Origin of the sequence: Occultella glacieicola, assembly GCF_004353825.1 — a bacterium.
Taxonomy (GTDB): domain Bacteria; phylum Actinomycetota; class Actinomycetes; order Actinomycetales; family Beutenbergiaceae; genus Occultella; species Occultella glacieicola.
The window spans coordinates 311,658-327,987 of record NZ_SMNA01000007.1 but is presented as its reverse complement, the minus strand read 5'-3'; the positions used below and the strand labels follow the sequence as shown (position 1 = coordinate 327,987).

Annotated in this window: 15 protein-coding genes; 1 reads left to right on the top strand and 14 read right to left on the bottom strand. The window is 71.1% G+C overall.

Annotated elements, in window-relative coordinates; translation table 11 throughout:
• The 13 genes from nuoK to EXU48_RS16440 form a co-directional block, all read right to left on the bottom strand.
• Window positions 1-300, bottom strand: a complete 300-nt coding sequence (gene nuoK / locus EXU48_RS16500) for an NADH-quinone oxidoreductase subunit NuoK (RefSeq protein WP_133108754.1) — start codon at window positions 298-300, stop codon at window positions 1-3.
• Entirely contained in the window at window positions 297-1,169 is an 873-nt protein-coding gene (locus EXU48_RS16495; RefSeq protein WP_133108753.1) for an NADH-quinone oxidoreductase subunit J, read from the bottom strand. The genes nuoK and EXU48_RS16495 overlap by 4 nt, the downstream gene beginning before the upstream one ends.
• Window positions 1,166-1,954 (bottom strand): NADH-quinone oxidoreductase subunit NuoI, encoded by a 789-nt coding sequence (gene nuoI / locus EXU48_RS16490; RefSeq protein ID WP_133108752.1) that lies wholly within the window; start codon window positions 1,952-1,954, stop codon window positions 1,166-1,168. Before nuoI ends, EXU48_RS16495 begins: the two co-directional genes overlap by 4 nt.
• Window positions 1,947-3,344: an NADH-quinone oxidoreductase subunit NuoH gene (gene nuoH / locus EXU48_RS16485; protein ID WP_133108751.1), complete on the bottom strand. Its 1,398-nt coding sequence runs from the start codon at window positions 3,342-3,344 to the stop codon at window positions 1,947-1,949. The genes nuoI and nuoH overlap by 8 nt, the downstream gene beginning before the upstream one ends.
• Window positions 3,341-5,995, bottom strand: coding sequence for an NADH-quinone oxidoreductase subunit G (locus tag EXU48_RS16480; protein WP_133108750.1), 2,655 nt, complete (start codon window positions 5,993-5,995; stop codon window positions 3,341-3,343). Before EXU48_RS16480 ends, nuoH begins: the two co-directional genes overlap by 4 nt.
• Window positions 5,992-7,296: an NADH-quinone oxidoreductase subunit NuoF gene (gene nuoF, locus EXU48_RS16475; RefSeq protein WP_133108749.1), complete on the bottom strand. Its 1,305-nt coding sequence runs from the start codon at window positions 7,294-7,296 to the stop codon at window positions 5,992-5,994. The genes EXU48_RS16480 and nuoF overlap by 4 nt, the downstream gene beginning before the upstream one ends.
• Window positions 7,293-8,138: an NADH-quinone oxidoreductase subunit NuoE gene (gene nuoE, locus EXU48_RS16470; RefSeq protein ID WP_133108748.1), complete on the bottom strand. Its 846-nt coding sequence runs from the start codon at window positions 8,136-8,138 to the stop codon at window positions 7,293-7,295. Before nuoE ends, nuoF begins: the two co-directional genes overlap by 4 nt.
• Entirely contained in the window at window positions 8,138-9,496 is a 1,359-nt protein-coding gene (locus EXU48_RS16465; RefSeq protein WP_133108747.1) for an NADH-quinone oxidoreductase subunit D, read from the bottom strand. Before EXU48_RS16465 ends, nuoE begins: the two co-directional genes overlap by 1 nt.
• Window positions 9,496-10,263, bottom strand: coding sequence for an NADH-quinone oxidoreductase subunit C (locus EXU48_RS16460; RefSeq protein ID WP_207947780.1), 768 nt, complete (start codon window positions 10,261-10,263; stop codon window positions 9,496-9,498). The genes EXU48_RS16465 and EXU48_RS16460 overlap by 1 nt, the downstream gene beginning before the upstream one ends.
• Entirely contained in the window at window positions 10,260-10,817 is a 558-nt protein-coding gene (locus EXU48_RS16455; protein WP_133108746.1) for a NuoB/complex I 20 kDa subunit family protein, read from the bottom strand. Before EXU48_RS16455 ends, EXU48_RS16460 begins: the two co-directional genes overlap by 4 nt.
• Window positions 10,818-10,832: 15 nt before the next feature.
• The gene (locus EXU48_RS16450) at window positions 10,833-11,195 is read right to left on the bottom strand and encodes an NADH-quinone oxidoreductase subunit A (protein WP_133108745.1); all 363 of its coding nucleotides are present in this window, start codon (window positions 11,193-11,195) and stop codon (window positions 10,833-10,835) included.
• A 17-nt stretch (window positions 11,196-11,212) separates the two neighbouring features.
• The gene (locus EXU48_RS16445) at window positions 11,213-12,520 is read right to left on the bottom strand and encodes a geranylgeranyl reductase family protein (RefSeq protein WP_207947779.1); all 1,308 of its coding nucleotides are present in this window, start codon (window positions 12,518-12,520) and stop codon (window positions 11,213-11,215) included.
• Between the two features lie 236 nt (window positions 12,521-12,756).
• Window positions 12,757-13,470: a demethylmenaquinone methyltransferase gene (locus EXU48_RS16440; protein ID WP_133108743.1), complete on the bottom strand. Its 714-nt coding sequence runs from the start codon at window positions 13,468-13,470 to the stop codon at window positions 12,757-12,759.
• Window positions 13,471-13,641: 171 nt separating this feature from the next.
• On the opposite strand from EXU48_RS16440, the gene EXU48_RS16435 reads away from it, so the two are divergent.
• Window positions 13,642-14,940, top strand: a complete 1,299-nt coding sequence (locus EXU48_RS16435; protein ID WP_133108742.1) for an isochorismate synthase — start codon at window positions 13,642-13,644, stop codon at window positions 14,938-14,940.
• Window positions 14,941-14,956: 16 nt separating this feature from the next.
• On the opposite strand, the gene EXU48_RS16430 is transcribed toward EXU48_RS16435, so the two are convergent.
• Window positions 14,957-16,324, bottom strand: coding sequence for a S1C family serine protease (locus tag EXU48_RS16430; RefSeq protein WP_133108741.1), 1,368 nt, complete (start codon window positions 16,322-16,324; stop codon window positions 14,957-14,959).
• Window positions 16,325-16,330: the final 6 nt, after the last annotated feature.

Here is a 16,330-nt window from a genome sequence, read left to right as displayed (position 1 = left end):
TCAGCTCTTCAGCAGGTTGGCGTCGTCGATCGACGCGGACCCGCGGGTTCGGAAGATGGACACGATGATGGCGAGCCCGATGACCACCTCGGCGGCGGCGACCACCATCACGAAGAAGGCGATCACCTGGCCGTGCAGGTCGCCGTGCAGCCGCCCGAACGTGACCAGGGTGAGGTTCGCGGCGTTCAGCATGAGCTCGACGCCCATGAACGCGATGATCGCGTTGCGTCGCGTGAGGACCGCGATCGACCCGATCGAGAACAGGATCCCGGAGAGCACCAGGTAGTTGACCAGGCTCATTCCTCGTTCTCCTTCGTGGTCTCGGCCTGCTCGTCCAGCTCGGCCCGGTCGGCACGCTCGGCACCGTCGAGCTCGGGCACCATCGGCGCGCCGGTGGCGATCCTCGCGACCCGGTCGGCGTCGAGGTCGGCCGTCTCGGCCTCCTGCCCCCGGACCCGGAGCACGGTGACCACCGAGTCGTCGATCGGGTTCCCGGCGGCGTCCAGGGCGGGCATGTCGGCGCTGTTGTGGCGTGCGTAGACACCGGGCCCGGCCGGCGGGGTGACCCCCTCGGCGGAGCCGCCCTTGCCGTAGGCCGCGAGCTTCGCCTCGGCGAGTTCGGCCTGGCCGACCTTCGGGCTGAGGCGGCGGCGGTGGCTGAGCACCAGGGCGCCGAGTGCGGCCGTGATCAGCAGGGCCGCGGTGAGTTCGAACGCGAAGATGTAGTCGCCGAAGATCAGCCGGGCGACGCCGACGGGGTTCGTGTCCGCGTTCGCCTGCGCGAGGCCGACGGCGGGCGGCAGCGAGGCGCGGGTGAGCACGGTGATCACCAGGATCAACAAGCCCAGCAGTCCTACCACCGCGATCCCCCGCTGACCCTTGATCGTCTCGACCAGCGACTCCGAGGAGTCCACCCCGGCGAGCATGATCACGAACAGGAACAGCATCATGACCGCGCCGGTGTAGACCACGATCTGGGCCACGCCCAGGAAGGGCGCCTCCAGCATGATGTACATGACGGCGAGGCCGATCATCACCCCGGCGATGCTCACCGCGATGTGGACCGGCCGCTTCGCGAACAGCAGGGAGAGGGCACCGGCGACCATCAGGGGGGCGAGGACCCAGAACAGCACGGCCTCGCCGGTGGAGATCTCCAGGGCGGCGTTCATTCCTTGCCTCCCTTGGCGGCGCGGGTCGCGGCGGCGCCGGCCGCGGAGAGGCTCTCGTCCTCGGGGCGGCGCTCCTTCACCCAGGCCACCTGCTCCGTGGTGGGTCCGCTGACGTCACCTCGGTAGTAGTCGCCGTCGCTGAGGCCCGCGACCATCGGGTGGGGCGCGGCCAGCATCCCGGACCGGAGCGGGGCCAGCAGCGTGTCCTTCTCGAAGATCATCTTCTCCCGCGTGGTCCCGGCGAGCTCGTAGTCGTTCGTCATCGTCAGCGCCCGCGTGGGGCAGGCCTCGATGCAGAGCCCGCAGAAGATACAGCGCAGGTAGTTGATCTGGTAGACCTTGCCGTACCGCTCCCCCGGCGAGTACTGGGCCTCCGGGGTGTTGTTGCCGGCCTCGACGTAGATGGCGTCCGCGGGGCAGGCCCACGCGCACAGTTCGCAGCCGATGCACTTCTCGAGCCCGTCGGGGTGCCGGTTCAACTGGTGGCGGCCGTGGTATCGCGGCGCTGTCGGTGCCTTCTCGAACGGGTACTGCTCGGTGACCACCGGCCGGAACAGCGTGGACATGGTGACGCCGAAACCCGCCACCGGTGCGAAGAACTCGGCGAGGCCGCTCTTGTCGAGGTCGGAGTCCACATCGAACGCCGGGGTCTTGGCCCGGCCGGCCTTCGCCGGGGTCGCGCCCGGCCTGGCCCGCTCCGGGGCGCGGCTCGCGGTGGGCCGCTTCGGCTGGTTCCCGCTTCGCTTGCCCGGCGCGGGCTTCTTGCCCTTGCCCTGCTCAGCCATCGGTCTTCTCCTCGTCGGTGGTCTCGTCCTCGGCGGGGGCGGCCGGGGTGGTGACCCGGGCGCGCCGCGTGGACGGCGGCAGTTTCTGACCCGGCAGCGGTGGCACGGGGTAGCCACCGGCGAACGCGTCGAACGGCTCGTCGGCGGGCTCCGGGACCTTCGCGCCGGCGCCCTCCACGGCGGGCTTCTTGCCCCGGTCCGGGATCAGGTACATGACGATCGTGACGACGATGAGGATCCCCGCTATCCCGAACAGCACGGTGCGCAGGGAGAGCCCGCCGACATCGATCGCGGTCGGGTCGAAGGACGTGAAGTGGCGCACGCCCTGGAAGGCGGCGACGAGGCCGAGCCAGACCAGCGCGACCGGGATCAGCACCTTCCAGCCGAAGGCCATGAACTGGTCGTAACGGAACCGCAGCAGCGTGGCGCGGACCCAGACGAACAGGAACATGAAGAGCCAGATCTTCAGGATGAACCAGAGCAGGCCCCACCAGCCCTGGTCAACGCCCTCACCGAACAGGGTCACCAGCGGCCACGGTGCCCGCCAGCCGCCCATGAAGACCGTGGTCGCGACGGCGGCCACGTTCAGCATGTTGATGTACTCGGCCAGGTAGAACCAGGCGAACTTCATCGAGGAGTACTCGGTCTGGTACCCGGCGACCAGTTCGCCCTCGGCCTCCGGGAGGTCGAACGGGAGCCGGTTCACCTCACCGAACGCGGAGATCAGGTAGACCACGAACGCCGGCAACAGCGCGAACGCCCACCACAGGTTCTCCTGGGAGTTCACGATCTCGGAGGTGGACATCGAGCCGGCCACGAGCAGCACGCTGACCAGGGCCAGGCTCATGCCGAGCTCGTAGGAGATGATCTGCGCGGTGGAGCGCACCGCGCCGAGCAGCGGGTAGCTCGACCCCGAGGACCAGCCGCCGAGCACGATGCCGTATACGCCGAGGCCGGTGATCCCGAGGATGTACAGGATCGAGACCGGGGTGTCGGTCAGCTGCAGCGGAGTGGTGAAGCCACCCGGGAGTTCCACCATCGGCCCGAACGGGATGACGGCGTAGATCATGAAGGCGCAGAACACCGAGATCACGGGGGCGATCAGATAGATCACCTTGTCCGCGGCCTTGACGGTGATGTCCTCCTTGAGGATCAGCTTCAAGGCATCCGGGATGGACTGCACCAGACCGAACGGGCCGCGCACGTTCGGGCCGAGCCGCTGCTGGAACCGGGCGATGATCCGGCGCTCGAACCAGAGCGCGAACAGCACGGACAGCAGCAGGAACAGCAGGATCGCGACGGCCTTGATGACCGAGACCCAGATCGTGTCGTTGCTGAAGTCCGCGGCTCCGGTGCTCCGGGCCAGGATGGGAGCGAGGTTGGTGTTCATCGGGCGACCTCCGCGTCGACGGCGGTCAGGCGCACCGCGGCACCTGCCGTGGCCCCGAGGGTCCGGTGCACGGACGATCCCGGGGAGTGTTGCGGCAGCCAGACCACGTCGTCGCCCATGGGCGTCGGCAGGACCGGCAGGACGATGTCACCATCGGGCCCGGTGACCCGGACCCGGTCACCCTCGGCGAGGCCGAGCGTGGCAGCCGTGGCCGGCGACAGCAGCGCCACCGGGCGGTACGCGGTGCCCGCGAGGTGGGGTTCGCCGTCCTGGCCGCGGCCGGAGTCGAGCATCAGGCGCCAGGTCGCGAGCCGCACCTGGCCGGCGTCGAGGGCCGGGACGGGGGTCGCCTCGACCGCGGGGGCGGCGGTGCGTGGGCCCTCCCACCCGTCGAACTCGGCGAGCTCGCGGTGGATGTCCTCGAGGGTGCGGGTGCCCAGGTCAACCCCGACGGCGTCAGCCAGCATGCCGAGCACCCGTGCGTCGGTGAGGGCGCTGGTCGTGAAGACCTGGCCGAACGGGCGAGGGCGGCCCTCCCAGTTCAGGAACGTCCCGGACTTGTGCGTGGTCGGCGCGATCGGGAGCACGATGTCCGCGTGCTGGGTGACCGCCGAGCGGCGCACCTCGAGCTGCACGACGAAGCCCGCGGCGGCCAGCGCCACCTCGGCCTGGGCCGGCGACGGCAGGTCCTCGAGGTCGATGCCGCCGACGACGAGGGCGTCGATCTCCCCGGCCGTCGCGGCGTCGAGGATCCCGGTCAGGTCCCGGCCCGGCGCGGCGGGCAGCTCGCTCACGCCCCAGACCGAGGCGACGTCGACACGCGCCTCCGCCTCCGCCGTCGGGCGCCCACCGGGCAGCAGGCCCGGCAGCAGGCCGACCTCGACGGCGCCGCGGTCGCCCGCGCGTCGCGGCACCCAGGCGAACCTGGCGCCCGCGGCCGAGACCAGCCGGTCCAGGGCGGACAGCGCCCCGGGCACGCCGGCGAGCCGCTCGCCGGCGAGAACCACGGTGCCCGGCTCGGCGAGGGCGGCCCTGAGGTCGGCGAGGTGCTCGGGCGTGCCCGTGACCCCGGCGAGGGCGTCCAGGACGGAGGGCTCCTCGCCCGGTGCCGTGCGGACGAGCTCGGCGCGCAGCTTGGTGGAGCCTCGGGTCGCGAGCGGGGCGATCGTGGTGACCTGCACTCGGCCGGCGAGCATGCCCTTGCGCAGCCGGAGGAAGACCGTACCGGCCTCCTCCTCGGGCTCGAGGCCGACGAGCAGCACCCGGGGTGCGCGCTCGAGGTCGCCGAAGGTCACGTCGAGCCCCGAACCGGCGACCCGGTTCGCGAGGAAGTCGGCCTCCTCGGCCGAGTGCACCCGGGCACGGAAGTCGATGTCGTTGGTGCCGAGCACCGTGCGCGTGAACTTCGACCACGCGTACGCGTCCTCGAGGGTCAGGCGGCCACCGGGCAGCGCGGCCGCGCCGGCGCCGTCACCGGCCCTGCGCAGGCCGTCGGCGGCGAGGCCGATGGCCTCGGACCAGCTGGTCGGCACCAGTTCGCCGGTCTCCTCGTCCCGCACCAGCGGGGCGGTGAGCACATCGGAGGACGTCTGCCACGCGAACGCGAACCGGTCCTTGTCGGTGATCCACTCCTCGTTGACCGCCGGGTCGTCCCCGGCGAGCCGGCGCAGCACCACGCCGCGGCGGTGGTCGATCCGGATCGCGGAGCCGCACGCGTCGTGCTCGGCGATCGACGCGGTCGAGACCAGGTCGAACGGGCGCGACCGGAACCGGTAGGCGGCCGAGGTGAGGGCACCGACCGGGCAGATCTGGATGGTGTTCCCGGAGAAGTAGGACGCGAACGGGCGACCGGAGGTGTCCTCCAGGGCTCCGCCGATGCTGCCGGCTACGCTGGACAGCACGCCGGCCTGACCGTACGGGCCGACGACGTCGCCGGTGCGCTCGGACTCGACCGGCCCCTGGTCACCGCTCGGGGTGTACTCGAGGATCGCTTCGTCGAAGCGGCCGATCTGCTGGGCGGGCAGCCCATGGCCGTGGCCACCCGGGGCGCCGCCGCCGCGGCCCTGCAGGTCGATGAAGGGGTCCCCGGCGATCTCGGCGGAGAACCGGGTGCAGCGTTGGCACAGGATGCACCGGTCCCGGTCGAGCAGGATCTGCGTGGAGATCTTGATCGGCTTGGGGAACGTGCGCTTGATGTCGACGAACCGGGACGTCGCGGACCCGTTGCTCATCGCCTGGTTCTGCAGCGGGCACTCCCCGCCCTTGTCGCAGACCGGGCAGTCCAGCGGGTGGTTGACGAGCAGGAACTCGATCTGACCGCGCTGGGCCTTCTCGGCCACCGCCGAGGTGTGCTGGGTGTTGACGACCATGCCCGGCGTGGCCTCGATGGTGCACGAGGCCTGCGGCTTCGGCATCGGGCGCAGGTTTCCCTCACGGTCCGGGGTGGCGATGTCCACCAGACACTGGCGGCACGCCCCCGCCGGCTTGAGCAGCGGGTGGTCGCAGAACCGAGGGATCTGGATGCCCACCGTCTCGGCGGCCCGGATCACCAGGGTGCCCTTGGGCACGCTGACGTCGAGACCGTCGATGGTCAGGGTGATCTCCTCGACCGGGGCCACGGCAGAGGACGAGGAGTTGGTGGTGGCGGTCATGCCGTCGCTCCGGAGAAGGCCGCGTTGGCCTCGTAGGGGAAGAGTTCCCAGGCGGGCGTGTGGACGCCCTGCTCGAACTCCTCACGGAAGTACTTGATGGCGCTCTTGATCGGGGTGGCGGCAGCGTCGCCGAGGGCGCAGAAGGAGCGGCCCTCGATGTTGCCGGCCACGTCCAGCAGCAGGTCGACGTCGGACTCGGTGCCCTTGCCTGCCTCGAGCCGGTGCAGGATCTGCTTCAGCCAGAACGTGCCCTCGCGGCACGGAGTGCACTTGCCGCACGACTCGTGCTGGTAGAAGTCGGTCCACCGGGACACGCACCGGACCACCGAGGTGGTCTCGTCGAAGACCTGCAGGGCACGGGTCGCGAGCATGGAGCCGGCCGCCCCGACGGACTCGTAGTCCAGCACGACGTCCAGGTGCTCCGCGGTCAGGATCGGGGTGGAGGAGCCGCCGGGCGTCCAGAACTTCAGGGAGTGCCCGTCCCGGACGCCGCCGGCCATGTCCAGCAACTCGCGGAAGGTGATCCCGAGCGGGGCCTCGTACTGGCCCGGCTTGGCGACGTGCCCGGACAGTGAGAACAGGCCGTGGCCCTTCGACTTCTCGGTGCCCATCGAGGTGAACCAGTCGACGCCGTTGCGGATGATGGTCGGCACGCTCGCGATGGACTCGACGTTGTTGACCACCGTCGGGCGGGCGTACAGGCCGGCGACGGCGGGGAACGGCGGCTTCAGGCGGGGCTGGCCCCGGCGGCCCTCGAGGGAGTCCAGGAGGGCGGTCTCCTCACCGCAGATGTAGGCACCGGCACCGGCGTGCACGGTGACCTCGAGGTCGTAGCCGGTGCCCAGGATGTTCTGCCCGAGCAGGCCCGCCTCGCGCGCCTCGCGGACGGCCGCGAGCAGGCGCCGGTAGACGTGCACGACCTCGCCGCGCAGGTAGATGAAGGCGTGGTTGGAGCCGATCGCGAACGACGTGATCGCCACCCCCTCGATCAGGGAGTGCGGGTTCGCCAGCATCAGCGGGATGTCCTTGCAGGTGCCCGGCTCGGACTCGTCCGCGTTGACCACGAGGTAGCGGGGCCCGCCGTCCGGCGCCGGCAGGAAGCTCCACTTCAGCCCGGTCGGGAACCCGGCGCCGCCACGGCCACGCAGGCCGGAGTCCTTCACGGCGTTGACCAGCTCGGCCGGCTCGGTGTGGATGGCCTTGCGCCAGGCGTCGTAGCCCTGGTGCTCGGTGTACGTCGCCAGCGTCCAGGACCGGGGTGCGTCCCAGATGTCGCTCAGGATCGGCGCCAGGGTGGTCATTCGCTCGAGCCCTTCTCTTCTGACTTGGTCACCGGCTCGGCGGAGGTGTCCGCCGGGGTGGTCTCCTCGCGCTCGGCGCTGGAGCCGGCATCACCGACCTGGTCGGTGCCGGCCTGCCCTGTGCCCCCAGCGGCCGTGCTGCCCTCGCTGCCCTCGGACGACTCCTCGGACTCCGGGGCCGGTGCCGTCCAGCCCTTGGCCCGGGACATCTCCAGGCCGACCAGGGTGGCCGGGCCGGCGCCCAGGCCCTCGTCCGCGCGGCCGTCCTCGAAGCCGGCGAGCACCCGGGAGACCTCCCGGAAGGTGGCGACCGTGTCCGCGCCGCGGGTGGGCGTCACGGGGCGTCCCTCGAGCAGGGCGTCCACCACGTCCACCGCCGAGGTGGGGGTCTGGTTGTCGAAGAACTCCCAGTTGATGACCATCACCGGCGCGTAGTCGCACGCCGCGTTGCACTCGACGCGCTCCAGGGTGATCCGGCCGTCCTCGGTGGTCTCGTCGTGGCCGATGCCCAGCCGCTCGGAGAGCCGGTCGAAGATCGCGTCCCCGCCCATCACCGCGCACAGCGTGTTCGTGCACACGCCGACGGTGTACTCGCCGTTCGGGCGCCGCTTGTACTGGCTGTAGAAGGTCGCGACCGCGGACACCGAGGCGCGGCTGAGGTCGAGCACGTCCGCGCAGAAAGCGATCCCGGCCGGACTCACGTAGCCGTCCTCGGACTGCACCAGGTGCAGCAGCGGCAGCAGGGCCGAGCGGGCCTCGGGGTAGCGCGCCAGGATCTGGTCCGCGTCGGCGGTGAGCCGCGCCCGGACGTCGGGCGCGTAACCACGGTTGTCGGTGACCATCAGCGGTCCACCCCTCCCAGGACCGGGTCGATCGAGGCGACCGAGATCACCACGTCGGCGATGGTGCCGCCCTCGCAGAGGATCGACAGTGACTGCAGATTGTTGAAGGACGGGTCCCGGAAGTGCACCCGGTAGGGCCGGGTGCCGCCGTCGGAGACCAGGTGCACGCCGAGGATCCCCTTCGGGTGCTCGATCTGCTGGTAGACCTGGCCGGCCGGCACCCGGAAGCCCTCGGTGACCAGCTTGAAGTGGTGGATCAGGGCCTCCATCGAGGTGCCCATGATCTGGCGGATGTGGTCGAGGGAGTTGCCCTGCCCGTCGCTGCCGACAGACAGCTGCGCGGGCCAGGCGATCTTCTTGTCCGCGACCATCACCGGCTGCTTGCCCTTGCGGTCCTGGGCCTCGAGGCGGTCCAGCACCTGCTGGACGATCTTCAGCGACTCGCGCATCTCCTTGAACCGGACCACCACGCGGGCGTAGGCGTCCGCGCCGGTGTCCGTGATCACGTCGAAGTCGTAGGTCTCGTAGCCGCAGTACGGCTGGGCCCGACGCAGGTCGAACGGCACCCCGGCCGAGCGCAGCATGGGCCCCGCGGTGCCCAGGGCCATCGCCCCGGCCAGGGGCAGGATGCCGACGCCCTTCTGACGGCCGATGAAGATCGGGTTCGCGAGCGTGAGCTTCTCGAGCTCGCCGATCCCGTCCCGGATCTTCGGGATCGCGTCCCGGATCATCTGGGTGGTCCCGGGCGCGAGGTCCTGGGCCACACCGCCCGGGCGGATGTAGGCGTGGTTCATCCGCAGACCGGTGATCGCCTCGAAGATCCGCAGGATCTCCTCGCGCTCACGGAACGCGATCGTCATCATCGTGGTGGCGCCGAGCTCGTTGCCGCCGGTCCCGATCGCCACGATGTGCGAGCTGATCCGGTTGAGCTCCATCATCAGCACGCGGATCAGGGTGGCCCGCTCGGGCAGGTCGTCGGTGATGCCGAGGAGCTTCTCGACGGCGAGGCAGTACCCGGCCTCCTGGAACAGCGGGGCGACGTAGTCCATGCGGGTGCAGAACGTCACGCCCTGGGTCCAGGTGCGGTACTCCATGTTCTTCTCGATGCCGGTGTGCAGGAACCCGATGCCGGCCCGGGCCTCGGTGACCGTCTCGCCCTCGATCTCCAGGACGATGCGGAGCACGCCGTGCGTGGACGGGTGCTGCGGGCCCATGTTGATGACGATGCGTTCGTCGCCGAGGCGTTCGGCCTCGGCACTGATCTCGTCCCAGTCACCGCCGGCGGCGGTGAACTCGTGGACGCCCTCGGTACCGGCCGGGCCGGCGCCGCGCGTTGCTGACGGGAAGGTGGCAGCCATCAGTTGTAGGCCCTCCGCTCATCGGGCGCAGGTACGGTTGCGCCCTTGTATTCCACCGGGATCCCACCCAGCGGGTAGTCCTTGCGCTGCGGGTGACCGGGCCAGTCGTCCGGCATCTCGATCCGGGACAGGCTGGGGTGACCGTCGAAGACGATGCCGAAGAAGTCCCAGGTCTCGCGCTCGTGCCAGTTGTTGGCGGGGTAGATGTCCACCAGGCTCGGGATGTGCGGGTCCGCGTCCGCGACGGCGACCTCCAGCCGGATGGTCCGGTTGTGGGTCACCGAGAAGAGCGGGTACACCGCGTGCAGTTCGCGCCCGGCGTCCGCGGGGTAGTGGACGCCGCTGACGCCCAGGCACAGTTCGAACCGCAGGTCCTGGTCGTCGCGCAGGGATCTGGCCACGACCGGCAGGTGCTCGCGGGCGATGTACAGGGTCATCTCGTCGCGGAAGACGACGACCTTCTCGACGGCGTCGTCGTAGGCCACACCGGCCTCACCGAGGACCTCGGCGAGGATGTCCGCGACCTCGTCGAAGTAGCCGCCGTAGGGCCGTTCCGTCGGTCCGGGCAGGGCGATCGTGCGCTCCAGCCCGCCGAAGCCGGACGTGTCACCGGAGCCGTCCACGCCGAACATGCCCTTGCGGACGTCGATGATGTCCAGCGGCGCGGTCCCCCGCGGCGGCTGGACGAGGTGCTGGGAGCCGGCCTCCTGCGCCTCGAGGGCCGGGTCCATGACGGGCTCGTCTCCGGCGCCGGTGGTTCCGCTCATGCGAGCAGCCCCTTCATCTCCTGCGTCGGGACGGCGTTCAGCGCGGCGGCCTCGACGGCGCGGTTGATCTCGGCACGGTGCTCACCGAGCGGCGCCCCCTTGATGACCTGCTTGTGCAGTTCGAGGATCGCGTTGATGAGCATCTCGGGGCGGGGCGGGCAGCCGGGCAGGTACACGTCGACGGGCAGGACGTGATCCACGCCCTGGACGATCGCGTAGTTGTTGAACATGCCGCCAGAGGACGCACACACCCCCATCGAGATGACCCACTTCGGGTCCGACATCTGGTCGTAGACGGTCCGCAGCACCGGCGCCATCTTGTGGCTGACCCGGCCGGACACGATCATCAGGTCCGCCTGACGCGGCGAGGCCCGGAACACCTCCATGCCGAACCGGGCGAGGTCGAACCGGGGGGTGCCGGCGGCCATCATCTCGATCGCGCAACAGGCCAGGCCCATGGTGACCGGCCACATCGAGGACGACCGGACCCAGCCGACCAGATCCTCGACCTTGCCCAGCACGAATCCGGAGGGCAGCTTCTCTTCGAGTCCCATGATCTACGTCCTCTCTCAGTCCCAGTCCAGGCCGCCACGGCGCCATTCGTAGACGAACGGCACGGTGATCAGGAACAGGAAGCCAAACATGGCGATCAGACCGAACCCGGCGAGCTCGGCGAAACTCACGGCCCACGGGTACAGGAAGACCACCTCGATGTCGAAGATGATGAAGGTCATCGCCACGATGTAGTACTTGATCGGGAACCGGCCGGCGCCGATCGAGTGCGGCGAGGGCTGGATGCCGCACTCGTAGGCGTCCACCTTGATCTTGTTGTAGCGCTTCGGCCCGATGACGGCGCTCGCCGCCAGGCCACCGACCCCGAGCAGCAGGGCGAGCCCGCCCATGATCAGCAACGGGATGTACGGGTTGGTCATGTCTCTTCCTCTCCCGCTCAGGCGGCCGGGACGATGCGGGTCAGAGTGGTGATGATGCGGTCCATGGCGTCGCCGCCGCGGGTGTCGTAACTGTCCGAGAGCAGCTTCAGCACGAACTTCATGAGCAGCGGCCGGGGCAGGCCGTACTTCGTGCAGACACGCATCACGGCGGGTCGCTCGATGAGCTTGACGAACTGGCGACCGAGGGTGAAGTAGCCACCGAGCTCGTCGCTCATGCGGCCCGGGTAGGTGGCCAGGGTGCGCTCCCGGGCGACGTCGGAGGTGCGGGCGAGGGCCTGGCCGACCACGTCCGCGGCGACCCGGCCGGCCTGCAGCGCGTACGCGATGCCCTCGCCGTTGAACGGGGACACCATGCCGCCCGCGTCGCCGACGAGCATCAGGCCGCGGGTGTAGTGGGGTTTGCGGTTGAACGCCATCGGCAGGGCCGCGCCACGGACCGGACCGACCTGGTTCTCCGGGGTGAACTCCCACTCCGGCGGCGCGTTGCGCATCCAGGCGGCCATCAGGGCCTTGTAGTCCAGCTGGGTCGCCTTGGCGGTGGAGCTGACGGAACCGAGCCCGACGTTCGCGAGGCCGTTGCCGAGCGCGAAGATCCAGCCGTACCCGGGCAGCAGGTTCGACCGGCCGGCCTCGCCGTCCCACAACTCGAGTTGCGACTCCATCCACTCGTCGTCGTGGCGGGGAGTCCTGAAGTAGGTCCGGACCGCGACCCCCATCGGCCGGTTGTCGCTCTTGGCGATCCCGAGCGAGGTGGCCAGGCGCGCGGAGACGCCGTCGGCCGCGATCACGACCGGGGCACGCAGGGTGCGCTCGGTGCCCGGCTCGCCGGTGATCCGGCGGCCGTTCGGGTCGACCTGGCGGGCCGTGACGCCGACCACCCGGCCGGTGCGCTCGTCGACCACCGGCCCGGTCACGTTCGTCCCCTCCATCAGTTTCGCCCCGGTCGCGCGGGCGTGGTGGGCGAGGGTGGCGTCCAGGTCCATCCGGGACTTGACCAGGCCGTAGTTCGGGTACCGCTCGATCTCGGGCCAGGGCAGGTGGATGGTGTGGCCGCCGCCGATCACGCGCAGCCCCTTGTTCCGGATCCAGCCGTCCTCGGCATGGGTGGGTACACCCATCCTGACGAGTTCGGAGACGGCGCGCGGGGTCAACCCGTCGCCGCAGATCTTGTCCCGGGGGAAGGTGGCCTTCTCGAGGAGGAGGACCTCGCGGCCCGCCGCGGCCAGGTAGTGCGCCGCAGCCGCGCCGGCGGGTCCGGCACCGACGACGATGACATCCGCATCATCACCTGGTGCGTGTCCCACGCTGTCCACCTGTTTCCCATCCTGACTCGTGTACTCACCGCCACCCTATTGCCGGGCGCGACATCCTTCGAATCGAGCACCGGTAGCGGTCCGGGCACGGATTCTCGGGGGGCGGCTCCGGCAAGCACGGCCGGTCACGCGCCTAGGCTACCCCCGACTCGACCATGGTTCCGGTTAGGTGACCCTCACCTCGAAAGTGGCGGATTTCTGCGCGATTTACGGGACGTGAGGCTGTCCTAATTCGCTCGGCCGGCGCGGCCCGGCTTGGTCGCCCGGTGCAGGGCGACAATGCCTCCGGTCAGGTTCCGGTAGCCGACCGAACGCCAGCCCACCGACTGCATCAGTTCCGCGAGGCGCACCTGGTCCGGCCAGCTCGCGATCGACTCGGACAGGTAGGAGTACGCCTCCGTGTTCGAGCTCACCAGGGCCGCGACCCGGGGCAGGACACGGTCGCGGTACAGGTCGTATATCCCCCGCCAGACCTCGTTCGGCGGGGTGGAGAACTCGCAGATCACGATCCGGCCACCCGGGCGGGTCACCCGGAACATCTCCGCGAGCCCGGCGACGGTGTCCGCGACGTTGCGCAGCCCGAACGAGATGGTGACCACGTCGAAGCTGTCCGGGGCGAACGGGAGCGCCATCGCGTCGCCGACCACGAACGCCAGGTCCGGACGTCGGCGCTTGCCCACGGCAACCATGCCGGCCGAGAAGTCGCACGGCACGACCTCGATACCCGCATCCGCGTAGTCCTCGCTCGAGGTGCCGGTCCCGGCGGCGAGATCGAGGACGCGCTCGCCCGGACGCGCGGACGTGGCGGTCAGCGTGGCGGTCCGCCAGAGCCGGTCCATCCCCAGCGAGAGCACGTCATTGGTGACGTCGTACTTGCGGGCGACGTCGTCGAACATCCCCGCGACCTCGCGGGGGTCCTTGTCCAGGCTGGCGCGTGACATGGCTCCATCATGGCGCACGGCCGGGCGTCCACGGTGACACGTGTGACACGGTGACGGCCCTCCCGGGGTACCGATGGTCCCGGAGGACCCCGGGGAGCCGTGACGCGGATCACGGGGCCGGGCCCGCCCCTGGACCTGCGACGCCGCGCGGCGTCGATAGGCTCTCCGGTGATGACCGACGCAGCCCCCAGGACCGCCAGCACCACACTCGTGGCGCGCACGGTCGCCGTCCCTGCCGGCGGTCTCCCGGACCTCCTCACCCTGCTGCCCGCGCCGCGAGCCCACGGCGCGGCCGCCTGGGTGCGGCGGGGCGAGGGCGTCATCGGCTGGGGCGAGGCCGCCCGGATCACGACCGGCGGCGAGGACCGGTTCGCGACGGCCGATGCGGCTTGGCGGGACCTGACCGAGCACATGGTGGTCCGCGACGAGGTGGGGCTGCCCGGCACCGGCGCGATCGCGTTCGGCTCCTTCTCCTTCGCCCCGGACTCGCCCGCCGGGGGCGCGCTGGTGGTGCCGGAGGTCGTGGTCGGCCGACGCGGCGACACCGCCTGGGTCACGACCATCACCACCGCCGCCGACCTGGTGCCCCCACCCACGATCGCCGAGATCCGCGCCCGTGCCGTCCCACTGCTGGACGCACCCCGCGTGGACTACCACGACGGTGCGCTGAGCCGCCGCCAGTGGCGGGCCCAGGTGGGCGCCGTGATCGACCTCATCCGCGGTTCGGGCGTCGGCAAGGTCGTGATGGCGCGCGACGTCCGGGCCGAGCTCGACGGGCCGCTCGACGTCCGGCGGCTGTTGGCGAACCTCGGCCGCGACTACCGCTCCTGCTGGACCTTCGCCGTCGACGGCCTGGTCGGGGCCACCCCGGAACTGCTGGTCCGCCGCGAGCGCGGCCTGATCTCGTCCCGGGTGCTCGCCGGAACCATCCAGCGCAGCGGGGACGACGAGGCGGATCTGGCCCGGGCGGGCTCCCTGGCCCGATCGTCGAAGGACCTCGAGGAACACGAGTTCGCCGTCGACTCGCTGACCAGGTCGCTGGCGCCGTTCGTCGCGTCCACGAACGCCCCGGACGCCCCGTTCGTGCTGCACCTGCCGAACGTGATGCACCTGGCCAGCGACGTGACCGCGGTGCTCGACGGACCGCACGCCGGGATGAGTTCGCTGGCGGTGGCGGCCGCGCTGCACCCGACCGCCGCCGTGTGCGGCACCCCGACGGACGTGGCCGCACGGGTCATCGCCGACCACGAGCAGATGGACCGGGCCCGGTACGCGGGCCCGGTCGGCTGGATCGGTGCGGACGGCGACGGCGAGTGGGGCATCGCGCTCCGGTCCGCCGAGGTGGACGCGGACTCACGCGGACTGCGGCTGTTCGCCGGCTGCGGGATCGTCGCCGCGTCGGACCCGGCCGACGAGGTGGCCGAGTCCGACGCGAAGCTCGAGCCGATGCGCTCGGCCCTGCGCTCCTGAACGGTACGAACCGAGCTCAGGAGGCCGCTTCCCTGCTGGCCAGGGTGACCTCCACCTCGACCGACTCGCCGCCGCGGATCACGGTCAGGGTGACGGTGTCGCCGCTGTTGTAGGTGCGCACCCAGCCGGTCAGCGACTCGGCCCCTCCGGTCGCGTGGTCGTCGATCTGTACTATGACGTCCCCCTCCCGCAGGCCCGCCTCCGCGGCCGGGGTGCCCTCGCCGACCTGCGCCACCGCGGCCCCGGCCCGGGTGACCCCGTCGGCGGTCGCGGTGTCGTCGGTCAGGGAGACACCGAGGTAGGCGTGCTCGGCGGAGCCGTTCTCGATGAGCTGGTCGGCCACGTTCGTGGCCAGGTCCACCGGGATCGCGAAGCCCAGTCCGATGCTGCCCGAGGACTGGCTCAGGGTGGCGATCGAGGACGTGATGCCGATGACGCGTCCGGACTCGTCGAACAGCGGCCCACCGGAGTTGCCCGGGTTGACCGCGGCGTCGATCTGGATCGCGTTCGTGACGACCGTGTCCTGGGCCTGACCGCCGGAGGCACTCACCGGGCGGTCCAGCGCCGAGATGATCCCGGTGGTGACGGTGCTGTCCAGGCCGAGGGGGTTCCCGACGGCCATGACCGACTCGCCCACGGCCAGGTCGTCGGAGGTGCCGAGGGTCGCCGCCTCGAGATCGCTCGGCGGGTCGGTCAGCTCGATGACCGCCAGGTCGGTGGTCGGGTCGGTGCCGACGATCCGCGCCTCGTACAGCCGGCCGTCGGACAGCGTCACGGTCAGGGACTGGGCGTCGGCGACCACGTGGTTGTTGGTCAGGATCAGGCCGGCGGAGTCGATGATGACCCCGGACCCGGCGCCGCTGCCGGCACTGGAGGAGAAGGTGATGGCCACCACGCTCGGGCGGACCTGTGCGGCGACCGCCTCCCAGTCGGGTGAGCCGTCAGCGGACACCGGCACCGTCACCGGCGCGTCGGCCTGGGTGAGGGTGCCGGGTCCCGACCCGTTCTGGAGCAGGGCGGCCGTGCCCCCGCTGGCGAGGCCCGCGGCCAGGACGGCGGCCGCGGTGACCGCGAGCCAGGTCCGGGGCCGCTTCGCGGTCCTGGCCGGGGCGGGCGGCGGGGTCTGCCAGCCGGAGCCCTGGCCGAACGTGGCGGGCTGGGGCGTCGGGCCGGAGGCGCCGTAGGGCTGCGGTCCCGGGATGCCGGTGGTGGCGCCCGCCGCTGACCCCGGGGTGCTGGAGTGGGCGGCGTAGGGGTAGGAGTGGTTCACGCCGGCCTGCGGGGCCGCGGGGCCCGGCGCCGGCCGGCTGCCCGGAGCCGACGCGGGGTGCGGCCGGTCGCTGTGCGGGTTCGCCCAGCCCGGCGCGGGGTTCGGTGTGCTCATCGGATC

Coding starts and splice junctions, on each gene's coding strand:
- nuoK (WP_133108754.1), bottom strand. CDS start 300: ATGAGCCTGGTCAACTACCTGGTGCTCTCCGGGATCCTGTTCTCGATC.
- EXU48_RS16495 (WP_133108753.1), bottom strand. CDS start 1,169: ATGAACGCCGCCCTGGAGATCTCCACCGGCGAGGCCGTGCTGTTCTGG.
- nuoI (WP_133108752.1), bottom strand. CDS start 1,954: ATGGCTGAGCAGGGCAAGGGCAAGAAGCCCGCGCCGGGCAAGCGAAGC.
- nuoH (WP_133108751.1), bottom strand. CDS start 3,344: ATGAACACCAACCTCGCTCCCATCCTGGCCCGGAGCACCGGAGCCGCG.
- EXU48_RS16480 (WP_133108750.1), bottom strand. CDS start 5,995: ATGACCGCCACCACCAACTCCTCGTCCTCTGCCGTGGCCCCGGTCGAG.
- nuoF (WP_133108749.1), bottom strand. CDS start 7,296: ATGACCACCCTGGCGCCGATCCTGAGCGACATCTGGGACGCACCCCGG.
- nuoE (WP_133108748.1), bottom strand. CDS start 8,138: ATGGTCACCGACAACCGTGGTTACGCGCCCGACGTCCGGGCGCGGCTC.
- EXU48_RS16465 (WP_133108747.1), bottom strand. CDS start 9,496: ATGGCTGCCACCTTCCCGTCAGCAACGCGCGGCGCCGGCCCGGCCGGT.
- EXU48_RS16460 (WP_207947780.1), bottom strand. CDS start 10,263: ATGAGCGGAACCACCGGCGCCGGAGACGAGCCCGTCATGGACCCGGCC.
- EXU48_RS16455 (WP_133108746.1), bottom strand. CDS start 10,817: ATGGGACTCGAAGAGAAGCTGCCCTCCGGATTCGTGCTGGGCAAGGTC.
- EXU48_RS16450 (WP_133108745.1), bottom strand. CDS start 11,195: ATGACCAACCCGTACATCCCGTTGCTGATCATGGGCGGGCTCGCCCTG.
- EXU48_RS16440 (WP_133108743.1), bottom strand. CDS start 13,470: ATGTCACGCGCCAGCCTGGACAAGGACCCCCGCGAGGTCGCGGGGATG.
- EXU48_RS16435 (WP_133108742.1), top strand. CDS start 13,642: ATGACCGACGCAGCCCCCAGGACCGCCAGCACCACACTCGTGGCGCGC.
- EXU48_RS16430 (WP_133108741.1), bottom strand. CDS start 16,324: ATGAGCACACCGAACCCCGCGCCGGGCTGGGCGAACCCGCACAGCGAC.